The sequence below is a fragment of the Actinoplanes flavus genome, from assembly GCF_017592555.1.
GTDB lineage: Bacteria > Actinomycetota > Actinomycetes > Mycobacteriales > Micromonosporaceae > Actinoplanes > Actinoplanes flavus.
Map to the genome: position 1 here is coordinate 1 of NZ_JAGFNS010000027.1, position 20,263 is coordinate 20,263.

Here is a 20,263-nt window from a genome sequence, read left to right on the forward strand (position 1 = left end):
GGGTGGCCCCGAAAAGGGGCCACCCGGCGTCCTCTACCCGTGGTGAGCGAAGCCTCAGGCCTTCGTCTCGGAGAGTTTCGTCCGGTTGACGCTGTCCCAGTCGGTGTGCGGCCGGTGCGGCGGGGGAGTGCGGCCGGCCGCGACGGCCGCCGGGCGGCCGGGCCACCAGAACCGGTCGCCGGTGAGCGTGGCCAGGGCCGGGACCAGCACGGTACGCACGAGCAGCGTGTCCAGCAGCACCCCGATGCCGACGATGACGCCGATCTGGGTGAGTGTGACCACCGGCAGCACCCCGAGGACCGCGAACACCGCCGCCAGCAGGATGCCGGCACTGGTGATGACGGCGCCGGTGACCGCGAGCGCGTGCACCATGCCATCCCTGGTGCCGCGGGTGGCCGCCTCCTCCTTGGCCCGCGTGACCAGGAAGATGTTGTAGTCGACGCCGAGCGCCACCAGGAACAGGAACGAGAACAGCGGCACCGCGTTGTCCAGGGCCGGGTAGTCGAACACGTTGCGGAACAGCCACGATCCGGCGCCCAGCGAGGCCAGGAAGCTGACCACCACGGTGATCATCAGCAGGATCGGCGCGACCAGGGCCCGCAGCAGGGCGACCAGGACCAGGAACACCACCGCCAGGATGACCGGGACGATGACGACCAGGTCGCGGCGGGCGGCGTCCCGGGTGTCCAGGGCGGTGGCCACGGTGCCGCCGACCAGGGCCTCGCCGTCGAGGTTCGCCCGCAGGTCGCGGATGGTCTGGAAGGCCTCGGCGGTGTCCGGGGCGGCCTCCAGCACGGCGCTGACGCTGACCTGGGCCGGAGTCTCCTCGGCGATGCGGGCCTGGGCGACGCCGGGCGTGCCGGAAACGGTTTCCAGCACCCGGGAGGCCTGGTCCGGAGAGGTCAGGATCACCGCCGGCCCGGCGGCGCCCGCCGGGAAGTACTTGGAGAGCGTTTCCAGACCCTGCACCGACTCGGCCTCGACCCGGAACTGCTCGGTCTGCGACAGGCCCACCCTGGTTCCGAGGCCGCCGAGCGACAGCAGCCCGAGCACCACCGCGGAGACGACGGTCACCGCGACCGGGCGGCGCACCACGGCCCGGCCGACCTTGGCCCACATGCCCTTGCCGTCCTCCGGGCCGGACTCGCCGACCCGCGGAATGAACGGCCAGAACAGCCCGCGACCGCAGACCACCAGGGCGGCCGGCAGCACCACCAGGGCGAACAGGGCGGCGATGGCGACACCGGCGGCCGACGTGATGCCCAGCGCGGTGTTGCTCTTCAACGTGGCCAGCACCAGCGTGAGCAGGGCCAGGACGACGGTGCCGGCGCTCGCGGCGATGGCCGGGCCGGCGCCGCGCAGGGCCTTGCCCATGGCCTCGAAGCGGTTCTCGTACCGGTGCAGTTCCTCCCGGTAGCGGGAGATCAGCAGCAGCGCGTAGTCGGTGCCGGCGCCGAAGACCAGCACCGTGACGATGCCGGTGGTGGAGCCGTTGACGGCCAGGTCGGTGTGCTGGGAGAGCAGGGCGACGACCTTGGCGGCGAGCTGGTCGGCGAACCCGACGACGAACAGCGGGATGATCCACAGGATCGGGCTGCGGTACGTGACCAGCAGCAGCACCGTGACCACCACGACGGTGACCAGCAGCAGTTTGGTGTTGGCGCCGCTGAAGCTGTCGGCCAGGTCGGCGCTGAAGCCGGCGCCGCCGGTGACCTGGGCGGTGACGCCGGGCGGCAGGCCGGTGGAGGCCTTCTCGCGCAGGTCCCGCACCGCGTCGATGGTGGCGGCGGAGTCGCCGGTGGTCGCCAGCGGCACGGTGATCAGAGCGGCCTTGCGGTCCTCCGACAGGATCGGCCGGCCCAGGGCCTGCACGGTCGCGAGATCGGCGTCGGAGAGCGGTTGCCCACCCTTGGCGACCACGATCAGCGCCGGGTTGGTCCGCCCGGACGGCAGCTCCTTCTGGAGCTGGGCGACCTTCGTGGACTCCGCCGACGACGGCAGCGAGGAGGCCGGATCGTTGTCCGTCTCCGTGGATCCGGCGAGACCGAGGACCAGCCCGCCGAGCAGCAGGGCCAGCAGAAGCGTCGCCCACGCCCTTCTCATCTGAATCCTCCAAGAACGAGAATCTTTACGATCGAGATTGTTCACGACGGAGCCGGAATCTGCAACACTTACCCCGTGGAAGGCAACGACACCGCGGAACGCCAGCGGTTACGCGGGGAGCTCGTCGACCTGCTGAACACGTACAGCAGCGAGGCGAATCACATCGGGCACGCCTTCGCGCACCTGCACCGGCTGAACGCGACGGATCTGCACGCGCTGCTCGCCGTCATGCACGCCGAACGGCGCGGAGCCCCGCTCACCCCCGGCAAGCTGGGCGAGGCCATCGGCCTCACCTCCGGCGCCACGACGGCGCTGATCGACCGGCTGGAACGCGGCGGCCACCTGCGGCGATCACGGGAGAGCGCGGACCGGCGGGTGGTCCATCTCCGCTACGCGGACGCCGGCATGGCCCTCGCCCTGTCGTTCTTCGCCCCGCTCGCCCCGCGCACCGACGAGGTGATGGCCCAGTTCGGCGTCGGCGAGCTCCAGGCCGTCGAGAGGTTCCTGCACGGCATGATCGCCGCGCTCGTCTCCTACCGCGACGAGCTGCGCAGTCACTGATCAAAACCATTTCTTCGGTACGGGCTGGAGAACGCGATCCCGGCACTCCGCGAGCCACTGCCGGGTCCGGCCCGTGCCGCGACCGCCGGGCGTAGATCGGTGGTCACCCCGGCGAGAACGCTCACTCCGTACCGGGAATGGTGTTGATCGTGGTTTTGCAACGCAGCCGCACCGGATGATCATCGTGAGTCGGGCGGGTGGCTGCCGATCGAAGCGGCGTGCGAACCGAGCCCCATCTGGCCGAGGCCGATGCCCTGCTCGCCCGCGGGCGTGCCCACCATGCCGAACGGCTGCTCGCCCCGATCGTCGAACGGGAGCCGGGGAACGCCGGCGCCTGGCACCGGCTGACCCGCGCACGGCTCGACCTCGGCGACAACGACGGTGCGCTGCGGGCCGCGCGGGCCGCCTGGCGTCTGGACCCGCACGGCGCCGAGTCGTTGTTCTGGCTGAGCGCCGTCCGATCGCGCGCCGGTGACCACGCCGAGGCGATCGCGGCCGCGGCCGCCGCGTGCCGGGAGGATCCCGGAAACCCCCGCCTGCACACCCGGCTGGCCCGGGCGCGGCTCGCCGCCGGTCTCTTCGTCGATGCCGCCGAGGGCCTGCACGGTGTCGCCGAACTGGCCGGGTACGACGCGGACCTGCAGGTCACCTACGGTCAGGCGCTGTTCGCGGTCGGCCGGCCGCTGAGCGCCCGCGAGGCGATCGGGCGGGCCCTGGCGATCGATTCCGGTCACGCCGGGGCGCGCGAGGCGCTGAAGGCCTTCGCGAAGGCGATGCGCACGGCCGTCGACGCCCCGTCGCTGGCGCGGGCGGCGGACCAGTTCGGCGAGTCGCTGCGGATGCACCCCGGCCGGCCCGCCGCCCGCCGCCGCGGCGCCGGCCGGGACGCTCTGGCGCACGTGGCCCGGGTGTCGCTGGTCTGGTTGCTGGTCGCGCTCGCCGCGGCCGGCGCCGTCCAGGTGGCCGGGCTGCTGACCGTGCCGTTCAGCCTCTACCTCACCCTGATCTGCGCCGCCGGGGTGGCTGGCTGCGTCTCCGCGGTGGCCCGCCCGCCGTCGGTGGGCGTCGTGTAGCGGCGGCCTTCCTATCGGGCTTCGCGCAGCAGGTTCAGGATGCGGGCCAGCTCGGTCCGGTCGGCCGGGTCGAGCCCGGCGAACAGGCGCTCGCCCTCGGTGGCCCGGGCCTCGTGGATGGCGGCGGCCGTGGCCACGCCGCCGGGGGTGAGCGCGACCAGCGTGGCGCGCCGGTCGGTCGGATCCGGCTTGCGCTCGACCAGACCGCGTTCCTGCAGGTCGTCGACGACCTCGGTGGCCGAGCGGGGAGCGATGTGCAGCCGCTCGGCGAGCACGCTGAGCCGGACCTCGCCGTGCCTGCTCAGCACGCCCAGCGCCCGCGACTGCGACGGCGAGACGTGCCACGGCTCCAGGGTGATCTTCGTCCGCTCGCGCAGGCGCCGGGTCACCGCCCAGAACGATTCCAGCAGGCTGTCGTCCTCCACCGGAACACGATAGCAGCGACTACCGTTGTTCCCTCATGGTGAGGTAACCTCAGCGTATCGTCGTCGTCCGGAGAGAGGCCGCTTTTGCCGAAGGATCTACCCCGCAGACTCACCGCCGAGGAGCGAGCGCAGGCCCGCGCCGTCTCCCTGCGCCGCATCGGCGCCCTGTTCACCGGCCACCGCCGGCACCTCGCCGTCGTCGTGACCGTCATCGTCGCGTCGTCCGTCATCTCGATGGGCTCGCCGTTCCTGCTGCGCGAGGTCATCGACGTCGCCCTCCCACAGTCCGACCTGCGCCTGCTGTCGCTGCTGGTCGCCGGCATGGTCGGCATCGCCGCCGCCACCTCCGCGCTCGGCGTGGTGCAGACCTGGATCTCCACCACCGTCGGTCAGCGGGTCATGCACCGGCTGCGCACCGACGTCTTCGCCCACCTCCAGCGGCAGTCCGTCGGCTTCTTCACCCGCACCCGCACAGGCGAGGTGCAGTCCCGCATCACCAACGACATCGGCGGCATGCAGCGGGTGGTCACCTCCACCGCCACGTCCGTCGCCGCCAACCTGACCACGGTGATCGCCACCCTGGTCGCGATGGCCGCCCTCTCCTGGCAGCTCACCCTCGCCTCGCTGGTCGCGCTGCCACCGGCGATCTACTGGACCCGGCGGGTCGCCCGCATGCGCCAGAGGATCACCGCCCAGCGGCAGCGCGAGCTCGCCGACCTCAACGTCATCATCGACGAGGGCCTGTCCATCAGCGGCGTCCAGCTGGCCAAGACGATGGGCGCCGGCGGTGCCCTGATCGAGCGGTTCACCGATTCCTCCGCCCGTCTCATCGACCTCGAGCTGCGCTCCGAGCTGGCCGGCCGCTGGCGCATGGCCACGATGAACGTGGTGTTCGCCGTCATCCCCGCGGCCATCTACCTCGCCGCCGGTCTGCCGTTCGCGGCCGGCGCCATGAGCATCGGCACCCTGGTCGCCTTCACCGGCCTGCAGACGGGCCTGTTCCGTCCACTGATGAGCCTGCTCGACGTCGGGGTCACCCTCACCGCGTCACTCGCGCTGTTCCAGCGCATCTTCGAATACCTCGACCTGCCGGTCGGCATCCGCGAGCCGGCGTCGCCCGTGCGGCTCGAGGTGGTGCGTGGCCACCTGCGCTTCGAGGACGTCACTTTCGCGTACGACGGTGGCGCCGCCGCCGCGCTCGCCGGCGTGAGCCTCGACGTGCCCGCCGGCACCTCGCTGGCCCTGGTCGGCGAGACCGGCTCCGGCAAGAGCACCATCGCCGCCTTGATCGCCCGGCTCCACGACCCCACGTCCGGCCGCGTCACCATCGACGGCGTCGACCTGCGCGACCTGGCCCTCGACGATCTGGCCGCCATCGTCGGCGTGGTCAGCCAGGAGACGTACCTGCTGCACACCACGATCCGGGAGAACCTGCGCTACGCGAAACCCGCCGCCACCGACGCCGAGATCGAGCGCGCCGCCCGCGCCGCGCAGATCCACGACCTGATCGCCGCCCTGCCCGACGGCTACGACACGATGGTCGGCTCCCGCGGTCACCGCTTCTCCGGCGGCGAGAAGCAGCGCATCGCGATCGCCCGCACCCTGCTGCGCGACCCCCGCGTCCTCGTCCTCGACGAGGCGACGAGCGCCCTGGACAACGAGACCGAGCGGGCCGTCCAGCGTGCGTTCGACGAGCTGTCCCACGGGCGGACCACGGTGACCATCGCCCACCGCCTGTCGACGATCCGCGACGCCGACCAGATCGCGGTGATCGACCACGGCCGCATCCTGGAGTCCGGCACCCACGACACCCTCCTGGAGGCCGAGGGCCGCTACTGGACCCTGGCCCGCTGACGGCTCGTCCGCGCCGGGCCGTCGCCCTCGCCGCGTCTCGTCGGCCCGCTGGGCGGCTCAGTCGTGTGCCAGGATCAGCGTCTCCAGGAGTTCCGGGTGGCCGCGGCGCTCCTCCAGCAGACAGGTGGCGGCGGCCAGCTCGATCAGGGTGGCCGTGAGGCGGTTGTCGCCGGCCTTCTGCGCGAACCGGGCCAGGACCAGTGCGGGAGCACGGATGGCGGCGGCGGTCGCCGGTGTGATCAGGCGCTCCCGGGCCATGATCGGGTCAGCCACCCGCAGCAGCCGGTCCAGCGCCGCCTCGAAGAACGAGGGGCCGGAGGGCGATCCGAGGCGATCCGGCATCGCCCCGAGCCTGGCCACCAGACCACCGAGGTCGACCGGAAACCGGTTCGCCGTGCGCTGACGGTCGGGCAGCAGCGCCTCGGCCACGATGCGTATCGGCTCGCCGGGCACGGCCGACACCGGCAGCGCGAGGTCGCGATAGGCGATCGGCCCGAGAACATGGTCGATCGGTGACTGTCGCTCGGCGGCCGCGGGAGCGCTGCGGGCGATCGACCGGATCCAACCGACCGCGGTGTCGATCTCCTCGAACTCCGCATGGATGATCGGGAACATCCCCATGGCGCGGGGCGTGCTGCCCGGCTCGGCCGACGCGAGCGCCCGTCGTACCCGGTCGAGGTCGATCACCAGATCGCCCCATCTCGCCGCGGCCCGGCGCCGGTCGGAAATCCCCAGCAGCACGGTCTCCAGCCGGTCGATCTCCGCGTGCAGGCGTTCGGCCCGGTTTCTCAGATCGTCCACCATGCCGCCGGTCCGGTTCCCGGCCGCGTTGTCCGCGTCCGGGGCCAGGATGTGCCGGGTGCTCTCCCGGACGAGCTCGGCCATCTGGGCGGCGACATGGTTCATCTCGGTCACGGACCGGTGAACCATGTCGGTCTGGCGGGCCGCCAGGTCCTCCAGACCCTTGTCGAGCAGCCCCGATCCGCCGAGGTCGGCGCTGAGGGCGTCGAGCAGCGCGTCGGCGGTGACGGCCGCCGGCTTCCTGCCCGGGTAGCGGACCCGCCACCGTCCCTCCACGACCCACACCGGTTGGGCCGGGCGCACCGTGGCGACCTCCGCGCCGGTCGGCAGGCGGAACACGATGCCTTTGCCGCTGCGGGGACCGGCCGCGACCAGCGCGTTGATCCAGGCGAGGAACGCCTCGGCGTCGGGGCGCCAGACACCGCGCGCCGGATCGTCCGGGCCGGCCGGTTCCGTGCCTTCGATGAAGGGCGTGCCGGTCTCCGAGCAGAACAGCTGGTAGAGCTCGGTCGTGATCGGCCATCGGCTGACCCGGGTGCCGTCCGGCGTGGCCACCATCGCGCGCAGCATGCGGCCGATGAGGACGTCGAGGGCCAGCGCCCGGTCGGCGGCGTCGGCGTCCGGCCGCAGACCGCGGTGCAGGAGGCGGTCCAGGTCGTCCCGCAGCCCCCGGTCGACGCGGTCGTCGGATTCGGCGAGTTCGAAGGCCAGAGAACGCGCGACGAGGGTGCCCGAACGCACGGCGCTCGCCACGATCGGGTTCGGGTCCTCGCCGGCCGCGTACAGCAGGATGGTCTCCCGCCACCACGGATCGTCGACCACGTCGGTGAGCAGGTGGTGCAGGCCGCTCTCGGCGATGTAGGCGGCGGCCAGATACTCCTGGAAGGTCTGGTGGGTGAAGGTGAAGTTCTCCAGGTCGGGGACCGGCAGCAGACCGGTGGCCTCCATGTCCGCGAGGAACCGCTCGGCGGTGATCCCGGGCGCGCTCTCGTCGAGCCAGGGCTGCACCGTCCGGATCAGGGTGCGCCGGTCCTGGCCGCGGATCCCCTGCCGCATCCACGCGAAGGCGAGCCGGCCGAGCAGCATCAGCCGCTGCCGGAGCGCCAGCGCGACGATCTGGCCGCGTGCCTCGTCGCGGCGGCCCAGCATCGTCTCGCACACCTCGCGGTAGAGCATGGCGCGGTTCTCCGGGAGCTGCTTCCCGTACCGGTGCACGTTGGCGATCATCGTGAGCAGCAGCGGGTTCGCGGTGAGGTCGGTCAGGCCGGGAATCTCGTCGATCTGCCGCAGCAGGTGCGCGGCCGCCTCCTTCCCGCGTTCGGCGGCGGCCGCGTACTCCCCGTGGTCGGCGCCGTGCCGTTCCGCGGCGGTGTACCACTTCTCCAGGAAGGCGCGGACCTGCGGCCGGCCGAACGGCAGCACCTGGACCGTCTCGGTGGCGTCGACGAACGCGTTGCGATAGCCGGACGGCCGTGAGGTGATCACGAAGTCGTTGCCCGGATGCGCCGCGACCTGCCGGTTGATCCACTGTGCCACGTCGCGGCGGGTCTCGGCCTCGCCCGCCTCGTCGAGTCCGTCGAGCAGGATCACGCAGCGGCCGCCGCGAAGCCGCTTCTCCCACCAGCGGGCCGGTTCGGGGCCGACCGAGTCCGGGATGGACCCGCGAATCAGGCTGAGCAGGGGGACCTGCGGGTCGGCGACGATGGCTTTGGCCTGGTCGCGCAATTGCAGCCACACCGGGATCGGTCGCGTCATCGTACGGTTCGCCTCGACCGTCCGCCGCGCGACATGGCTCAGCAGGGTGGTCTTGCCGCTGCCCGGCGCGCCGAGCACCGCGAGCACGACCCGTCGCCGGCGGTTCAGGAAATGCCAGATCGTGTGATCGCGGCCGTTTCCCCGGGTGGCCGGGACCATGCCGGAGCCGACCTGGCCGGGCGCGCTCGACGTCAGCGCCAGGCGGACGAAGCTGGTGTCCAGTTCGGGGATGAACGGGCCGATGATGTTCAGCCCCTTGGCGTCCAGGTTGCGGCGGCTCTCCCGGACCCAGCGGCGGTAGTCGCGGGCGTACCGGGAAGTGAGGCGGTCGAGGAGCGCGCGGGCGCCGCCCGGCGTGTCCGGGTCGCGCCGCAGGTGGCGGACGGCCACCGTGATCGACAGCAGCAGGCAGCCCGCGAAGATCGCGCCCATCAGCTTCACGTTCCCGGCCCACTTCCAGTCGGCCGGGAACGTGTTGGTGAAGATGTTGGTGACGGTCCCGAGGGCGGCGCCGGCGAGCACGCCGACGGTCACGGACCACCGGCTGTCCGTGGGCCGGCGACCGTCCGTCATCGAGCCATGATGGCAGTCCCATGCCGCCGCTGGAACCCGGCCAACGGCCGATCCACCGTCCTCTGTACACGCATGGCCGAGGAACACGGCCGGCCGGGATCCGTCACCGGAGGTCGTGTTCTCGAGGGTGTGCCGGGTCACGGCGGGTGCGCTGCGGCCCTGCGTTGCAGCGCGCCCGCGCGGACGAGAAGCGGTTCAGCCCACCCGTACGATCAGGCGTTTTGGAACTTCTCGAAATGGACCACCTCGTCGAGTGGGCGGCGCTTCGGCTGGGACCAGCGGCCCTTCGCCGGGTAGCCGAGCGGGATCAGCGCCATCGTGAGGGCGTCCTCGGGGAGGCCGAGCAGCTCGCGGACCTCCTCCTCGTGGCCGATGTGCAGGGTGGTGAGGGTGGCGCCGAGGCCGTGCGCGCGGGCCGCGAGGATCAGCTGCTGGACGGCGCCGTAGATCGACGAGCCCAGCCGCGGGTTGGTGGACTTCGCGGCCCCGAGCAGCACCGGGAAGATCCAGACGGGGGCCTCCTCCAGGTGGTTGGCCAGGTGGTCGGCGGCCAGGAAGCTGGCCTTGCTCATCGGGCCGCCGTCGGGCGCGTTCAGGATCTGCTCGCGGCGGGAGCCGTAGTGGCGCTCCCAGCCCTCCCGGTACCAGCCGGCGATCCGCTTCTTCGTCTCCGGGTCCCGGACCACGATCCATGCCCAGAACTGGCCGTTGCCGGCGGACGGGCCACGGATCGCGGCGTCGAGGATGTCCCGGATCACGTCGTCGGCGATCGGCTCGGTGGACAGGTAGCGGCGGGCCGGGGTGGAGTGCAGCGCCTCCAGCACGGACAGGTCGGTGGTCATGAGGTGAGACTAATGATCCGTTCAGCGATGCGCCGGGCTCCCGCCCCTTGCAGGATCGTGTAGTGGTTGACGTCCGGAATCAACTCGGCGTCAACTCCCGTCACCTGGTCAGGTTGATACAGTCCACGCGGTTCGTCCATCAATCCACGTGGCGCCCAGAGCAGGGGATGGGGCGCCGGAATCGGGTTGGTCAACATGTCGTGCGCGTCGGCGCGGATGGCGTCGATGTTGCAGGACGATCCGGTGCCGGTGAAGTCGCGGCGGATGTAGGCCGCCAGATCCGGCGTCCAGTGATCGCCCAGGGCCGGGTTCTGCCGGAAGTAGTCGAGGTAGGCGGCCTCGTCGCGGAACGTCATCGCCAGCCGGCGCATCGCCGGGCCGATGATCGCGTGCAGCGCCGTGTCGACGTCGATGCCCGGCGGCACCGGCAGCGCGATCCCGCCGTCGACCATCAGCACGGGGCCGACCTCATGAGCCGCCGCGGTGACCGCGACCACGAAGGCGCCCATCGAATGGCCGACGAGCGCCGGCCGCTCGACGCCGAAATGTTCGGATACCGCGATCAGGTCGGCGATGTGCGCGGCCATGCCGAACGGTCCGGGCAGATGCGCGCTTCCCGCGCGGCCCCGCAGATCGGGGGCGATCAGATGGACGCGTCCGCGCAGCTCCCGGGCCACCGAGGTCCAGGACAGCGCGTTGGCCGTGATCCCGTGCACGGCCAGCACCACCGGACCGTCCCCCGGCCAGCTCACCACTCGTAGCTTCCCGCCGGTCACCGCGATGTCGATCTCTTCCATCACGTCAGTGTGCCGTCCACCCGCAGTCGATGGTGATCGAGGACCCGGTGATCAGCCGGGCCGGCGGCGTGCACAGGTAGGCCGCCAGCTCGGCCACGTCCGCCGGGTCGACCAGTTCCTTGATCGCCGCCCGGGCCAGCAGGATCCGCTCGATCACCTCGGACTCGCCGATGCCGTGCACCGCGGCCTGGTCGGCGATCTGCTTGTCGACCAGCGGTGTCCGGACGAACCCGGGGTTGATGCAGTTGGAGGTGACGCCGTGCGCGGCCCCCTCCAGGGCGGTGACCTTGGACAGTCCCTCCATGGCGTGCTTGGCGCTCACATAGGCGGCCTTGTACGGCGACGCCACCAGTCCATGCACCGACGATATGTTGACGATCCGGCCCCATCCGCGTTGATACATGTGTGGAAGCACCAGCTTGACGAGCCGGAACGGCGCCTCGGCCATCACCTTCTGCATCAGCGTGAACTTGTCCGGCGGGAACTCCGTCAACGGCGCCACCACCTGCAACCCGGCGTTGTTGACCAGCACGTCCACCTGTGCCGGCAACTCGTCCACCCGGTCCAGATCGGACAGGTCGGCCGGGAACGCCCGCCCCCCGGTCGCGGCGGCCACCTCCTTCGCCGCCCGCTCGTCGATGTCCACCGCCACCACGTCCGCCCCGGCCGCGGCCAGCCGTTCGGCGCAGGCGCGCCCGATACCGCTGCCGGCGCCGGTCACCAGCGCGGTGCGGCCGGTCAGATCAAGGTCGACCACTCGTGCCGTCGTCATGGCGGTGAACGTACGGGCCGGGCCGTTCCCTCGCCTATGTGTGCGGCCCACACATCCGGCCGCCGCCCCGTGTGATCGACGCCCGTGGTTTTGATGCGGCCCTGTTCCTAGCGTGTGGCCCCATGAAACGAGTTCGGATGACGTCCGCCCTCGCGGCGGTGACCCTTTCCCTGGCCGCGTGCGGCAGCCCACAGGCCGCCACCGACGGCGGCTCCGGCCCACTCAAGGTCGGCATCGTCTACTCCCAGTCCGGGCCGCTCGCCACCTACGGCGCCCAGTACGCCGAAGGCTTCAAGGCCGGCCTGGCCCACGCGACCGGCGGCACCGGCAGGATCGGCGACCGGGCCGTCGAGGTCACCTACATCGACGACGCCGGCGACCCGGTCAAGGCGGTGTCGGCCGCCAAGGACCTGATCGGCAAGGGCTACCGGGTCCTCGGCGGATCCACCTCGTCCGGTGTCGCGTTGCAGGTCGCGCCGCTCGCCGCCGAGAACAAGGTGCTCTTCGTCTCCGGCCCGGCCGCCACCGACGGGCTGACCGGCCTCAACCGGTACACGTTCCGGTCCGGGCGCCAGTCGTACCAGGACGTGCGAACCGCCGAGACCTTCCTCGGCGACGGCAGGAAGGTGCTGGTCTTCGCCCCGGACTCGGCGTTCGGCAAGTCGAACGTCGACGCCGTCACCGCGGTCCTCGGCGGCGCCGGCGCCGAGGTCACCGACATCGCGGTGCCCGCCAACGCCACCGACTTCACCCCGTTCGCCAGCCAGATCAAGGCGGCCGCGCCCGACCTCGTCTTCGTGGCCTGGGCCGGAGCCACCGCCGGCGCCATGTGGCAGGCCCTCGACCAGCAGGGCGTCCTCACCTCCACCAAGGTCGTCACCGGACTCGACATCCGCGCCTCCTGGGCCGGGTTCGGCGCCGGCGGCACCAAGCTCAACCTCCTCGCCCACTACTTCGACGGCGCCGCCGACAACGCCGCCTACCAGGCGCTGAAGGCCGCCGTGCCGGGCGGGAAGACCGACCTGTTCCACCCGGACGGGTTCGCCGCCGCGCAGATGATCGTCCACGCGCTGCAGAGCAGCCCCGACGACGTCGACAAGATGGTCACCGCCCTGGAGGGGTACGCCTTCGACTCGGTCAAGGGCAGGCTCACCGTCCGCGCCGAGGACCACGCCCTGCTCCAGCCGATGTTCCAGGCCAAGCTCACCGGCCCGGACGCCGTCACCGCAACGGGAACCGTTTCCGCCGACGACGCCGCCCCGCCCACGGCGGCGATGAAGGGTTGAGCCCGATGACCGCTGTCACGGTCGAGTCCGTGTCGTGGCGCATCGGCGCCGTGCCGATCGTCGACGACGTGACCCTGGAACTGGCGGCGGGCGAGTTCATGGCGCTGATCGGGCCCAACGGCGCCGGCAAGACGTCCCTGTTCAACCTGATCAGCGGGCTGCGGCGGCCCAGCTCGGGACGGATCCTGCTCGGCGGCGGCGACGTCACCGGGCTGGCCCCGTACCGGCGGGCCCGTCTCGGTCTCGGCCGCACCTTCCAGACGTCGGCCGTCTTCGGCTCGCTCACCGTCGCCGAGAACGTCGCGCTCGCCGTCCAGGCCCGGCGCGGCGGCGCGGCGCGCGCCTGGCGCCGGCGCTCCGACCGGCAGGTCACCGCCCGGGCCGGGGAGATCCTTTCCGAGGTACGCCTGAGCCCGCGCGCCTCGGCCACCGCCGGATCGCTGGCCCACGGCGAGAAACGCAAACTCGAGATCGCCCTGCTGCTGGCCGCCGAACCGAACGTCCTGCTGCTCGACGAGCCGATGGCCGGGGTCAGCGCCGAAGAGGTGCCGGCCCTGGTCGCCGTCATCCGCGACCTCGCCGGGGGAAGCGGCCGCAGCGTGCTCATGGTGGAACACCACATGGACGTGGTGCTCGACGTCGCCGACCGGATCGCCGTCCTGCACCACGGGGCCCTGCTCGCCTGCGACACCCCGGGCGCGGTGATGGCCGACCCCTTCGTCCAGGAGGCCTACCTGGGAGAATCGCTGTGATTTTGAAGATCAACAACTTGTCGGTACGCCTCGGCGGCTCGCACATCCTGCAAGGCGTCGCGTTCGACGTGGCCGAAACCGGGGTGACCGCGCTGCTCGGCCGCAACGGCGTCGGCAAGACCACCACCCTGCGGGCCGTCCTCGGCGAGGTGCCGGCCACCGGCGAAGTCCTGTTCGACGGCCGGCCGGCGCTCGGCCGGGCCACCCACCGGCTGGTCCGCGACGGGCTCGGCTACGTGCCCGAGGACCGGTGCGTGTTCGCCGGGCTCACCGTGGCGGAGAATCTTCGGCTGGCGGTACGCGTACCATCGCCGGATTTCGACCTTGTCTTCGACCTCTTCCCGGAACTCCGGAAGCGGGCCGGGCAGCGGGCGGGCACCCTGTCCGGCGGGCAGCAGCAGATGGTCGCCATCGCGCGCGTGCTGCTCAACCCCAACCGGCTGCTACTCGTCGACGAACCCACCAAGGGGCTCGCGCCCGCCGTGGTGACCGCGGTGGCGGCCGTCCTGGAACGGATCGCGGCACGCGTACCGATTCTCCTGGTCGAACAGAACCTGGCGGTGGTCCGCCGGCTCGCCACCGACGCGGTCGTCCTCGAAGCCGGGCGGACCGCCTGGCGAGGCCGCGCCGCCGACCTGCTCTCCGACGCCGACGCGACCCGGTCGCTGCTCGGTGTCGGAACCACCGCCGGGAGGCACTGAATGTCCACCGTGGTCCTGCTGGCACTCACCGGGCTCGGCCTGGCCGCCCTCTACTTCCTCATCGCCTCCGGGCTGTCGCTGGTGTTCGGCCTGGCCGGAGTGCTGAACTTCGCCCACGGCCTGTTCCTGTCAGTCGGCGCCTACGCCGCCTGGACCGTTTCCGAGAGCTGGGGGGCGATTCCGGCCATCCTGCTCGGCGTCGCCGTCGCCGCCACCACCGGCGCGCTCGTCGAACTCGTGTTGATCCGGCCGCTGTACACCCGGCACACCGAACAGGTGCTCGTCACCGTCGGGCTGTCGCTGGCCGGCGTCGCGCTGCTCCAGTCGGTGTGGGGCGCCGACGCCCGCGTCTTCCCCCGCCCCGCGTGGGCGTCGTCGGTCGTGAACATCGCCGGAGCGCAGGTTCCGGCCGACCGGTTCCTGCTCATCGGCGCGGCCGTGCTCGTTCTCCTCGGGTTGCTCGCGTTCCTCCGGTTCACCCGGTACGGCCTGGTCATCCGGGCCGGAGTGGAGAACCGCGACATGGTCAGCGCCCTCGGCATCGACGTCCGCAACGCGTTCACGCTGGTGTTCGCGATCGGCGGGGCGCTCGCCGGGCTCGCCGGAATCCTCGCCGGCATGTACTTCAGCTCCATCTCACCGGGGCAGGGCGCCTCCCTGCTGATCTTCGCGTTCATCGTGGTCGTCATCGGCGGCCTCGGCTCGGTCACCGGCGCGTTCGCCGCGGCGGTCGCGGTCGGCCTGCTCCAGCAGTTCGTCAACTACTACGGCACCGCCGGCGCCGGGGACGTGAGCGTGGTGGCCCTGCTCGCCGCCGTCCTCCTGCTGCGCCCCGCCGGACTGGCCGGAAAGGCGGCACCCGCGTGAAATCGTCATCCGTCCCCACCACGTCGCCCGCGGCCTCACCCGCCGCGTCCTCGCCCTCCCCGCCGTCCGTGACGCCGCCCGGTCGCCTCCGTCGCCTCGCTCCGCTGCTCGCGCTGCTGGTCGCGGTCGTGCTGCCGTGGTCGACGCTCAGGCTGCCCGGCCTGTTCGAAGGACCGCTCAACTCGCCCGGCACCCTGCAACTGCTCGCCGTCTGCCTGGTCTTCGCCGGGCTGGCGCTCGGCTACGACCTGCTGTTCGGGCGGGCCGGGCTGCTGTCCTTCGGGCACGCCCTCTACGTCGCGGCCGGCGCCTACGGGGTGGACATCCTGGTCAGCCACTACGGCTGGCGGTTGTGGCCGACGGTGGCCGTGACCGTCCTGGCCGCCGCCGTTCTCGCCGCGCTGCTCGGCGCGGTGGCGTTGCGGACCTCCGGCATCGCGTTCTCCATGGTGACGCTCGCCTTCGCCCAGGTCGGGCACATCGTGATCAACCGGGATCCGGGCGGGCTCACCGGCGGCGAGGAAGGGCTGCCGCTGTCCAGTGCCGGTCTGCCCGCGATGTTCACCGGTGTCGTCAACACCGTCAATCTGTACTGGCTCGCCCTCGCCTTCCTCACCGTGGTCGTCGTGACCGTGCACACCATCGACCGGGCGCCGCTGGGTCGCACGTTGACCGGGTTGCGCGACGACGAGCGGCGGATCGCGGTGCTCGGGCTGTCGCCGTACCGGCTCAAACTCCTCGCCTTCGTCCTGGCCGGGACCCTCGCCGGCCTCGGCGGGGCCACCTACGCCCTGGTCGTCGGCGGGGCGTCACCGCACATCGCCTCGTCCGAGCTCACCCTGTCGCTGATCGTCATGGCGGTCCTCGGCGGGGCCGGCACCCGGTGGGGCGCGGTGGTCGGCGGGTTCCTCTACGCCTACCTCGACCAGCGGCTGGCCCGGCTGGGCGGGTCGCTGCCGGGGCCGTTCGGGGAGCCGTTGTTCGTGCTCGGGACGCTGTTCATCCTGGCGGTCTACTTCGCACCCGGCGGACTGGCGAGCCTGAGCTCCCGTCTCGAGCCACTGCGGCGGGCGCTGCGGCCCCGCCCGGCGCCGGACGCGATCTGAGCGGGCGCCCGCCGGTTCCTCCGGCTGGTCGTGAGTGCTGTTCGCGGGGCGTGAGACGGCGCTGAGGCCAGCCGGTTCCGCTGCGGCCTTCTGGCGCGGGATCAGAGGGGCGGCAGGCCGGCGTAGGCGCCGGTCGGCCGGAAACGGCTCGGCCGATCCCCGTACTCCTCCAGCGCGTGCGCCAGCCAGCCCGCGGTCCGGGCCACCGCGAAGATCGCCTCGCCGGCGTCCGCCGGCATGCCGTGATGCAGCGTGAGCGCGGCGAGCGCGAGGTCGATGTTGGGCGCCTGCCCCGATCTCGCGCGTACGGTTTCCGCCAACTCCAGCGCGGTCTCCCGTACCGGACCGTCGGCGATCAGGTCGAACAGCGTCTTGGCACGCGGATCGCCGTCCGGATACAGCGGATGCCCGAAACCCGGGATCGGCGTTCCGGACCGATGGCGATCCGAGAGGGTGGCCATCGGTCCGGCGCCCCTCACGGCTTCCGCCAAGAGGGGGTACGCCAGCGCGCTCGCCGCTCCGTGCAGCGGCCCGTCGAGTGCGGCGAGCCCGGCGCTGACCACCGCATAGGGATGTGCCCGGGTGGAGGCGGCCACCCGGGCGGCCAGTGTCGAAGCGGCGATGTCGTGATCGGCGAGCAGGACCAGCGCGGCGTTGAGCGCGCGCAGGCCGGGCTCGGTCGGGGTCTCCCGCGTCAGCCGGTGCCAGAGCTCCCTGGCGAACGATGTGTCCTCGATCGGGAACACGCCGGACCGCGACGGCAGAGCCCACACCATCGTGGCGAGTAGTTGACGGCCGGTGGCGAGGACGGCGGCCGGCGCGATGTCGAAACGGAGCGGGTCGGCGGCGGCCGCCGCGGCGACCGTGACGCGAAGGCGGTCGGTGAGCCGGGCGGTCGCCGGCAGGGGCGCGGTCACGGCCACGGCCAGTTCCCGCGGCTCGGCCCCGGCTTTGAACGGGGTGTTCTGGAGGTCACCGGTCCAGAGCAGCGCGGCGACGGCCTCGTAGCTGGCGGTGCGGGCGAGCGCCGTCGCGTCCCGTCCGCGGAAGTAGAGGGATCCGTCCTTGATCAGCGTGATACCGGTCTGGATGCCCGGGGTGGTGGTGCGTTTGCGGTTCGCCAGGAACGCGTCGACGTCGGCCTTCGCGAACAGGCTGTTCTTGCCGTCGGCGTTGCGCTGGCTGGTCAGCAGGCCGCGGCTGACGTAGGCGTACACGGTGGTGGGTTTGACACCCAGAAGGACGGCGACCTCTTCGGTCGTCAACAGCGGCTGTGCACTCATGTCATCAGGCTCTCATATTGACTGGATCAACATTGACATCAACTCATGGCGAGTACAGATTGACGTCATGTTGACAGTCAATCCAGGACTCGCCGGTGTCGTTGCATTCGACACCGAGATCGCCGAACCCGACCGGGACGGCGGGGCGTTGCGATACCGCGGCGTCGACATCACCACACTCGCCGGAACGGTCTCGTTCGGCGACGTGTGGGGCCTGCTCGTCGACGGCGACTTCACCCGCGGCCTTCCGGTCGCGGAGCCGCTGCCGCCGCTGACGGCCAGTGGTGACATCCGTGCCGACGTGCAGGCGGCGGTCTCACTGCTGGCGCCCCGGTGGAAGCTGGGGCAGCTGATCGACATTCCTGACGACCAGGCCCGGGACGACCTGGCCCGGGCATCGGCGGCCACGCTGTCCTATGTGGCCCAGGCGGCCCGGGCAGCCTATCCGCCCGCGCCGACATCGGCCCGGGCCCCTGTGGACAACCGTTCCACCGACCGGCTCGGCATGTCGCGTGACGTGCGGATTCCCGCCGTGCCGCAGCGACTCGTCGACGCTGGGCGGACCGCCACCGAACGGTTCATGATCGCCTGGCAGGGCGAGCCGGACCCGCGGCACGTCGCGGCGATCGACCGGTACTGGATCTGCGCGGCCGAACACGGCATGAACGCCTCCACGTTCACCGGCCGCGTGGTCGCCAGCACCGGCGCGGACGCCCCCGCCTGTCTGTCGGCGGCCGTCGCGGCGCTGTCCGGCCCGTTGCACGGCGGAGCGCCGTCCCGGGCGCTGGAGATGATCGAGGAGGTCGAGAGGGGAACCGACGCCCGTCGCCACGTACGCGGGATCCTGGACAGTGGCCGGCGACTCATGGGTTTCGGCCACGCGATCTACCGAACCGAGGACCCTCGGGCGCGCCTTCTGCGTGACGCCGCTCGCGAACTCGCCGCACCCCGTTACGAGGTGGCGCGCGACCTGGAACTGGCGGCCCTGGCCGAGCTGCGCGAACGCAAGCCGGACCGTGTGCTGGCCACGAACGTCGAATTCTGGGCCGCGGTGATCCTGGACTTCGCGGGAGTGCCGGCCGAGATGTTCACGTCCATGTTCACCTGCGCCCGTACGGCCGGCTGGAGCGCGCACATCCTCGAACAGAAGCGCTTGGGCAAGATCATCCGCCCTTCCGCGGACTACGTGGGCCCCACCGAACGCCCGGCCACCGAGGTGCGCGGCTGGCCCGAGGCCCTCCACCGAAACTCCCGCTTGGGCTTGTGAGCGTCGGCCGGTCTCGGCTCTCCGTCTGTTGAGGTGCAGGGCCGGCTCGAGGGTCTCTGTTGCGACTCTTTGTCTGTGAGTGTGGCGGGTCTCGGCTCTCTGTCTGTTGAGGTGCGGGGCCGGCTCGAGGGTCTCTGTTGCGACTCTTTGTCTGTGAGTGTGGCGGGTCTCGACTCTCCGCATGTCGAGGTGCGGGCCGGCTGGAGGTCTTCTGTCGCAGCTCTTGCTTGTGGGTGTTGGCTGATCCGGGCTTTCCGTCTCCGTCTGTTGAGGTCCGAGCCGGCTCGAGGTCCACTGCCGCGACTCTTGTTGTGGTCTGAGCGCCTCGTCCACCGTCGCCGGCTTGCGTGCGCCCGCTGTCGTCGGCCCGGTGGGCCTACCGGTGGTATGGGCAGCGAGGTGGCGCGCGGGGATGGCCGGTGCCCAGAAGGGAGAGTAGCGCCACAATTCCGACACTACGGACAACCGCATCTAAGTCGGGAGTGTCCCGGTTATCGGGACGGACGGCGTCCCCAAGCGCTGTCCTCCGGCCGGCGGCTCTGCCGCCGGCCGCCGATCACGGGTTGCCGGTCGCCGTGAGGCCCTGATCGCGGACTTCCGCCTCGACGGAAGGCTGCCTGGTCAGGTTCTTCCGGGCGGCCGGCGGGCCACGTGCGCAGAGCACTGGATCGTCCGGTCGTTCTGGGCACGGGCCGCGGTTCGCTGCTTGACCCGTCGATCGGGGGTGGGCTCCTGGTCCGGCGTTCGGCTCGCAGTACACGGGCTGATCGCGCGGACAGGCGGCCTAGATCCCGGCCGCAATCAACCGGCGGCCTCCGACCAGGCAGAAGGTGTTCGATGGTAGTCAACCCTCGAGGATCCACGTCCGACGACCCACACGGGTATCCAGCAGTATCCACAACCGACCCGGCAGGTCGCGGGTTCACCGCAACAAGCTCAATATCAAGCCGTTCTTCGATCCCACCAACGCTGATCACCTCAACGCCTGGTTCGTCAACGTTGACGGATGCGACGTTGATTCAGCCGGTTGTTGAGGGTTCGGCATCGGGTCGTTCTTCGATCTCGTCGACGTTGATGGGTTCGGCGGCGGGTTTGTCGACGTTGACGGATGCGACGTTGATTCAGCCGGTTGTTGAGGGTTCGGCATCGAGCCGCTTTTCGATCCCGTCGACGTTGATCGGTTCGACGCCGGGTTTGTCAACGTTGACCGACGCGACATTGATCCAGCCAATTGTTGAGGACTCACCGTCAAGTCGTTCGGCACTGAGCGGTGCAACGGCAAGTGGTCCTGCATTGAGCGGTGCGACGACGCCCCAATCCTTGCTGAGCAGTTCAGCGGCGAGCAGTTCGGTGGTCAGCGGTGCGGTGGCGACCGGTTCGGCGCTGGGTGGCGCGACGACGGACAGGTCCACGTCGAGCGGATCAGGGACACGTCGGACGGCGGC

General features: G+C 71.4%; 17 protein-coding genes. 9 read left to right on the forward strand and 8 right to left on the reverse strand.

Annotated elements, in window-relative coordinates:
* Positions 1–54: 54 nt before the first annotated feature.
* Positions 55–2,103: an MMPL family transporter gene (locus J5X75_RS32435; protein WP_208471428.1), complete on the reverse strand. Its 2,049-nt coding sequence runs from the start codon at positions 2,101–2,103 to the stop codon at positions 55–57.
* Positions 2,104–2,178: 75 nt separating this feature from the next.
* On the opposite strand from J5X75_RS32435, the gene J5X75_RS32440 reads away from it, so the two are divergent.
* Both J5X75_RS32440 and J5X75_RS32445 read left to right on the forward strand, forming a co-directional pair.
* Entirely contained in the window at positions 2,179–2,664 is a 486-nt protein-coding gene (locus tag J5X75_RS32440; RefSeq protein ID WP_208471429.1) for a MarR family winged helix-turn-helix transcriptional regulator, read from the forward strand.
* A gap of 218 nt (positions 2,665–2,882) precedes the next feature.
* The gene (locus J5X75_RS32445) at positions 2,883–3,737 is read left to right on the forward strand and encodes a tetratricopeptide repeat protein (protein WP_208471430.1); all 855 of its coding nucleotides are present in this window, start codon (positions 2,883–2,885) and stop codon (positions 3,735–3,737) included.
* Between the two features lie 11 nt (positions 3,738–3,748).
* Here the strand turns inward: J5X75_RS32445 and J5X75_RS32450 are convergent, their stop codons facing one another.
* Entirely contained in the window at positions 3,749–4,162 is a 414-nt protein-coding gene (locus tag J5X75_RS32450; RefSeq protein WP_208471431.1) for a MarR family winged helix-turn-helix transcriptional regulator, read from the reverse strand.
* An 84-nt stretch (positions 4,163–4,246) separates the two neighbouring features.
* Between J5X75_RS32450 and J5X75_RS32455 the strand changes: the two genes are divergently transcribed.
* Complete coding sequence (locus J5X75_RS32455) at positions 4,247–6,016, forward strand: ABC transporter ATP-binding protein (RefSeq protein ID WP_208471432.1); 1,770 nt, start codon at positions 4,247–4,249, stop codon at positions 6,014–6,016.
* A gap of 57 nt (positions 6,017–6,073) precedes the next feature.
* Here J5X75_RS32455 and J5X75_RS32460 read toward each other — a convergent pair whose 3' ends face one another.
* The 4 genes from J5X75_RS32460 to J5X75_RS32475 all read right to left on the reverse strand — a co-directional run bounded on the left by J5X75_RS32460 (position 6,074) and on the right by J5X75_RS32475 (position 11,556).
* Complete coding sequence (locus J5X75_RS32460) at positions 6,074–9,145, reverse strand: NACHT domain-containing protein (protein WP_208471433.1); 3,072 nt, start codon at positions 9,143–9,145, stop codon at positions 6,074–6,076.
* Between the two features lie 212 nt (positions 9,146–9,357).
* Positions 9,358–9,987 carry a nitroreductase family protein gene (locus J5X75_RS32465; protein ID WP_208471434.1) on the reverse strand — a complete coding sequence of 210 codons (630 nt, stop codon included), beginning with the start codon at positions 9,985–9,987 and terminating at the stop codon, positions 9,358–9,360.
* A complete protein-coding gene (locus J5X75_RS32470; RefSeq protein WP_208471435.1) occupies positions 9,984–10,784 on the reverse strand; it encodes an alpha/beta hydrolase in 801 nt (266 codons plus the stop codon). The genes J5X75_RS32465 and J5X75_RS32470 overlap by 4 nt, the downstream gene beginning before the upstream one ends.
* A 4-nt stretch (positions 10,785–10,788) precedes the next feature.
* On the reverse strand, positions 10,789–11,556 hold the full coding sequence (locus J5X75_RS32475) for a 3-hydroxybutyrate dehydrogenase (RefSeq protein ID WP_208471436.1): 768 nt from the start codon (positions 11,554–11,556) through the stop codon (positions 10,789–10,791).
* A gap of 137 nt (positions 11,557–11,693) precedes the next feature.
* Here J5X75_RS32475 and J5X75_RS32480 point away from each other — a divergent pair, with 137 nt between their 5' ends.
* Genes J5X75_RS32480 through J5X75_RS32500 form a run of 5 tightly spaced genes read left to right on the forward strand, consistent with a single transcriptional unit; the run spans position 11,694 to position 16,268 of the window.
* Complete coding sequence (locus tag J5X75_RS32480) at positions 11,694–12,842, forward strand: substrate-binding domain-containing protein (protein WP_238490356.1); 1,149 nt, start codon at positions 11,694–11,696, stop codon at positions 12,840–12,842.
* Positions 12,843–12,847: 5 nt separating this feature from the next.
* On the forward strand, positions 12,848–13,594 hold the full coding sequence (locus tag J5X75_RS32485; protein WP_208471438.1) for an ABC transporter ATP-binding protein: 747 nt from the start codon (positions 12,848–12,850) through the stop codon (positions 13,592–13,594).
* Positions 13,585–14,295: an ABC transporter ATP-binding protein gene (locus tag J5X75_RS32490; protein WP_208471538.1), complete on the forward strand. Its 711-nt coding sequence runs from the start codon at positions 13,585–13,587 to the stop codon at positions 14,293–14,295. The genes J5X75_RS32485 and J5X75_RS32490 overlap by 10 nt, the downstream gene beginning before the upstream one ends.
* Positions 14,296–15,162: a branched-chain amino acid ABC transporter permease gene (locus J5X75_RS32495; RefSeq protein WP_208471439.1), complete on the forward strand. Its 867-nt coding sequence runs from the start codon at positions 14,296–14,298 to the stop codon at positions 15,160–15,162.
* Entirely contained in the window at positions 15,159–16,268 is a 1,110-nt protein-coding gene (locus J5X75_RS32500) for a branched-chain amino acid ABC transporter permease (protein WP_372450994.1), read from the forward strand. Before J5X75_RS32495 ends, J5X75_RS32500 begins: the two co-directional genes overlap by 4 nt.
* Positions 16,269–16,369: 101 nt before the next feature.
* Here J5X75_RS32500 and J5X75_RS32505 read toward each other — a convergent pair whose 3' ends face one another.
* Entirely contained in the window at positions 16,370–17,551 is a 1,182-nt protein-coding gene (locus J5X75_RS32505) for a citrate synthase family protein (RefSeq protein ID WP_208471440.1), read from the reverse strand.
* A 67-nt stretch (positions 17,552–17,618) separates the two neighbouring features.
* Here J5X75_RS32505 and J5X75_RS32510 point away from each other — a divergent pair, with 67 nt between their 5' ends.
* The gene (locus J5X75_RS32510) at positions 17,619–18,818 is read left to right on the forward strand and encodes a citrate synthase 2 (protein WP_208471441.1); all 1,200 of its coding nucleotides are present in this window, start codon (positions 17,619–17,621) and stop codon (positions 18,816–18,818) included.
* 1,121 nt (positions 18,819–19,939) lie between these two features.
* On the opposite strand, the gene J5X75_RS32515 is transcribed toward J5X75_RS32510, so the two are convergent.
* Entirely contained in the window at positions 19,940–20,230 is a 291-nt protein-coding gene (locus J5X75_RS32515; protein WP_208471442.1) for a hypothetical protein, read from the reverse strand.
* Positions 20,231–20,263 lie beyond the last annotated feature (33 nt).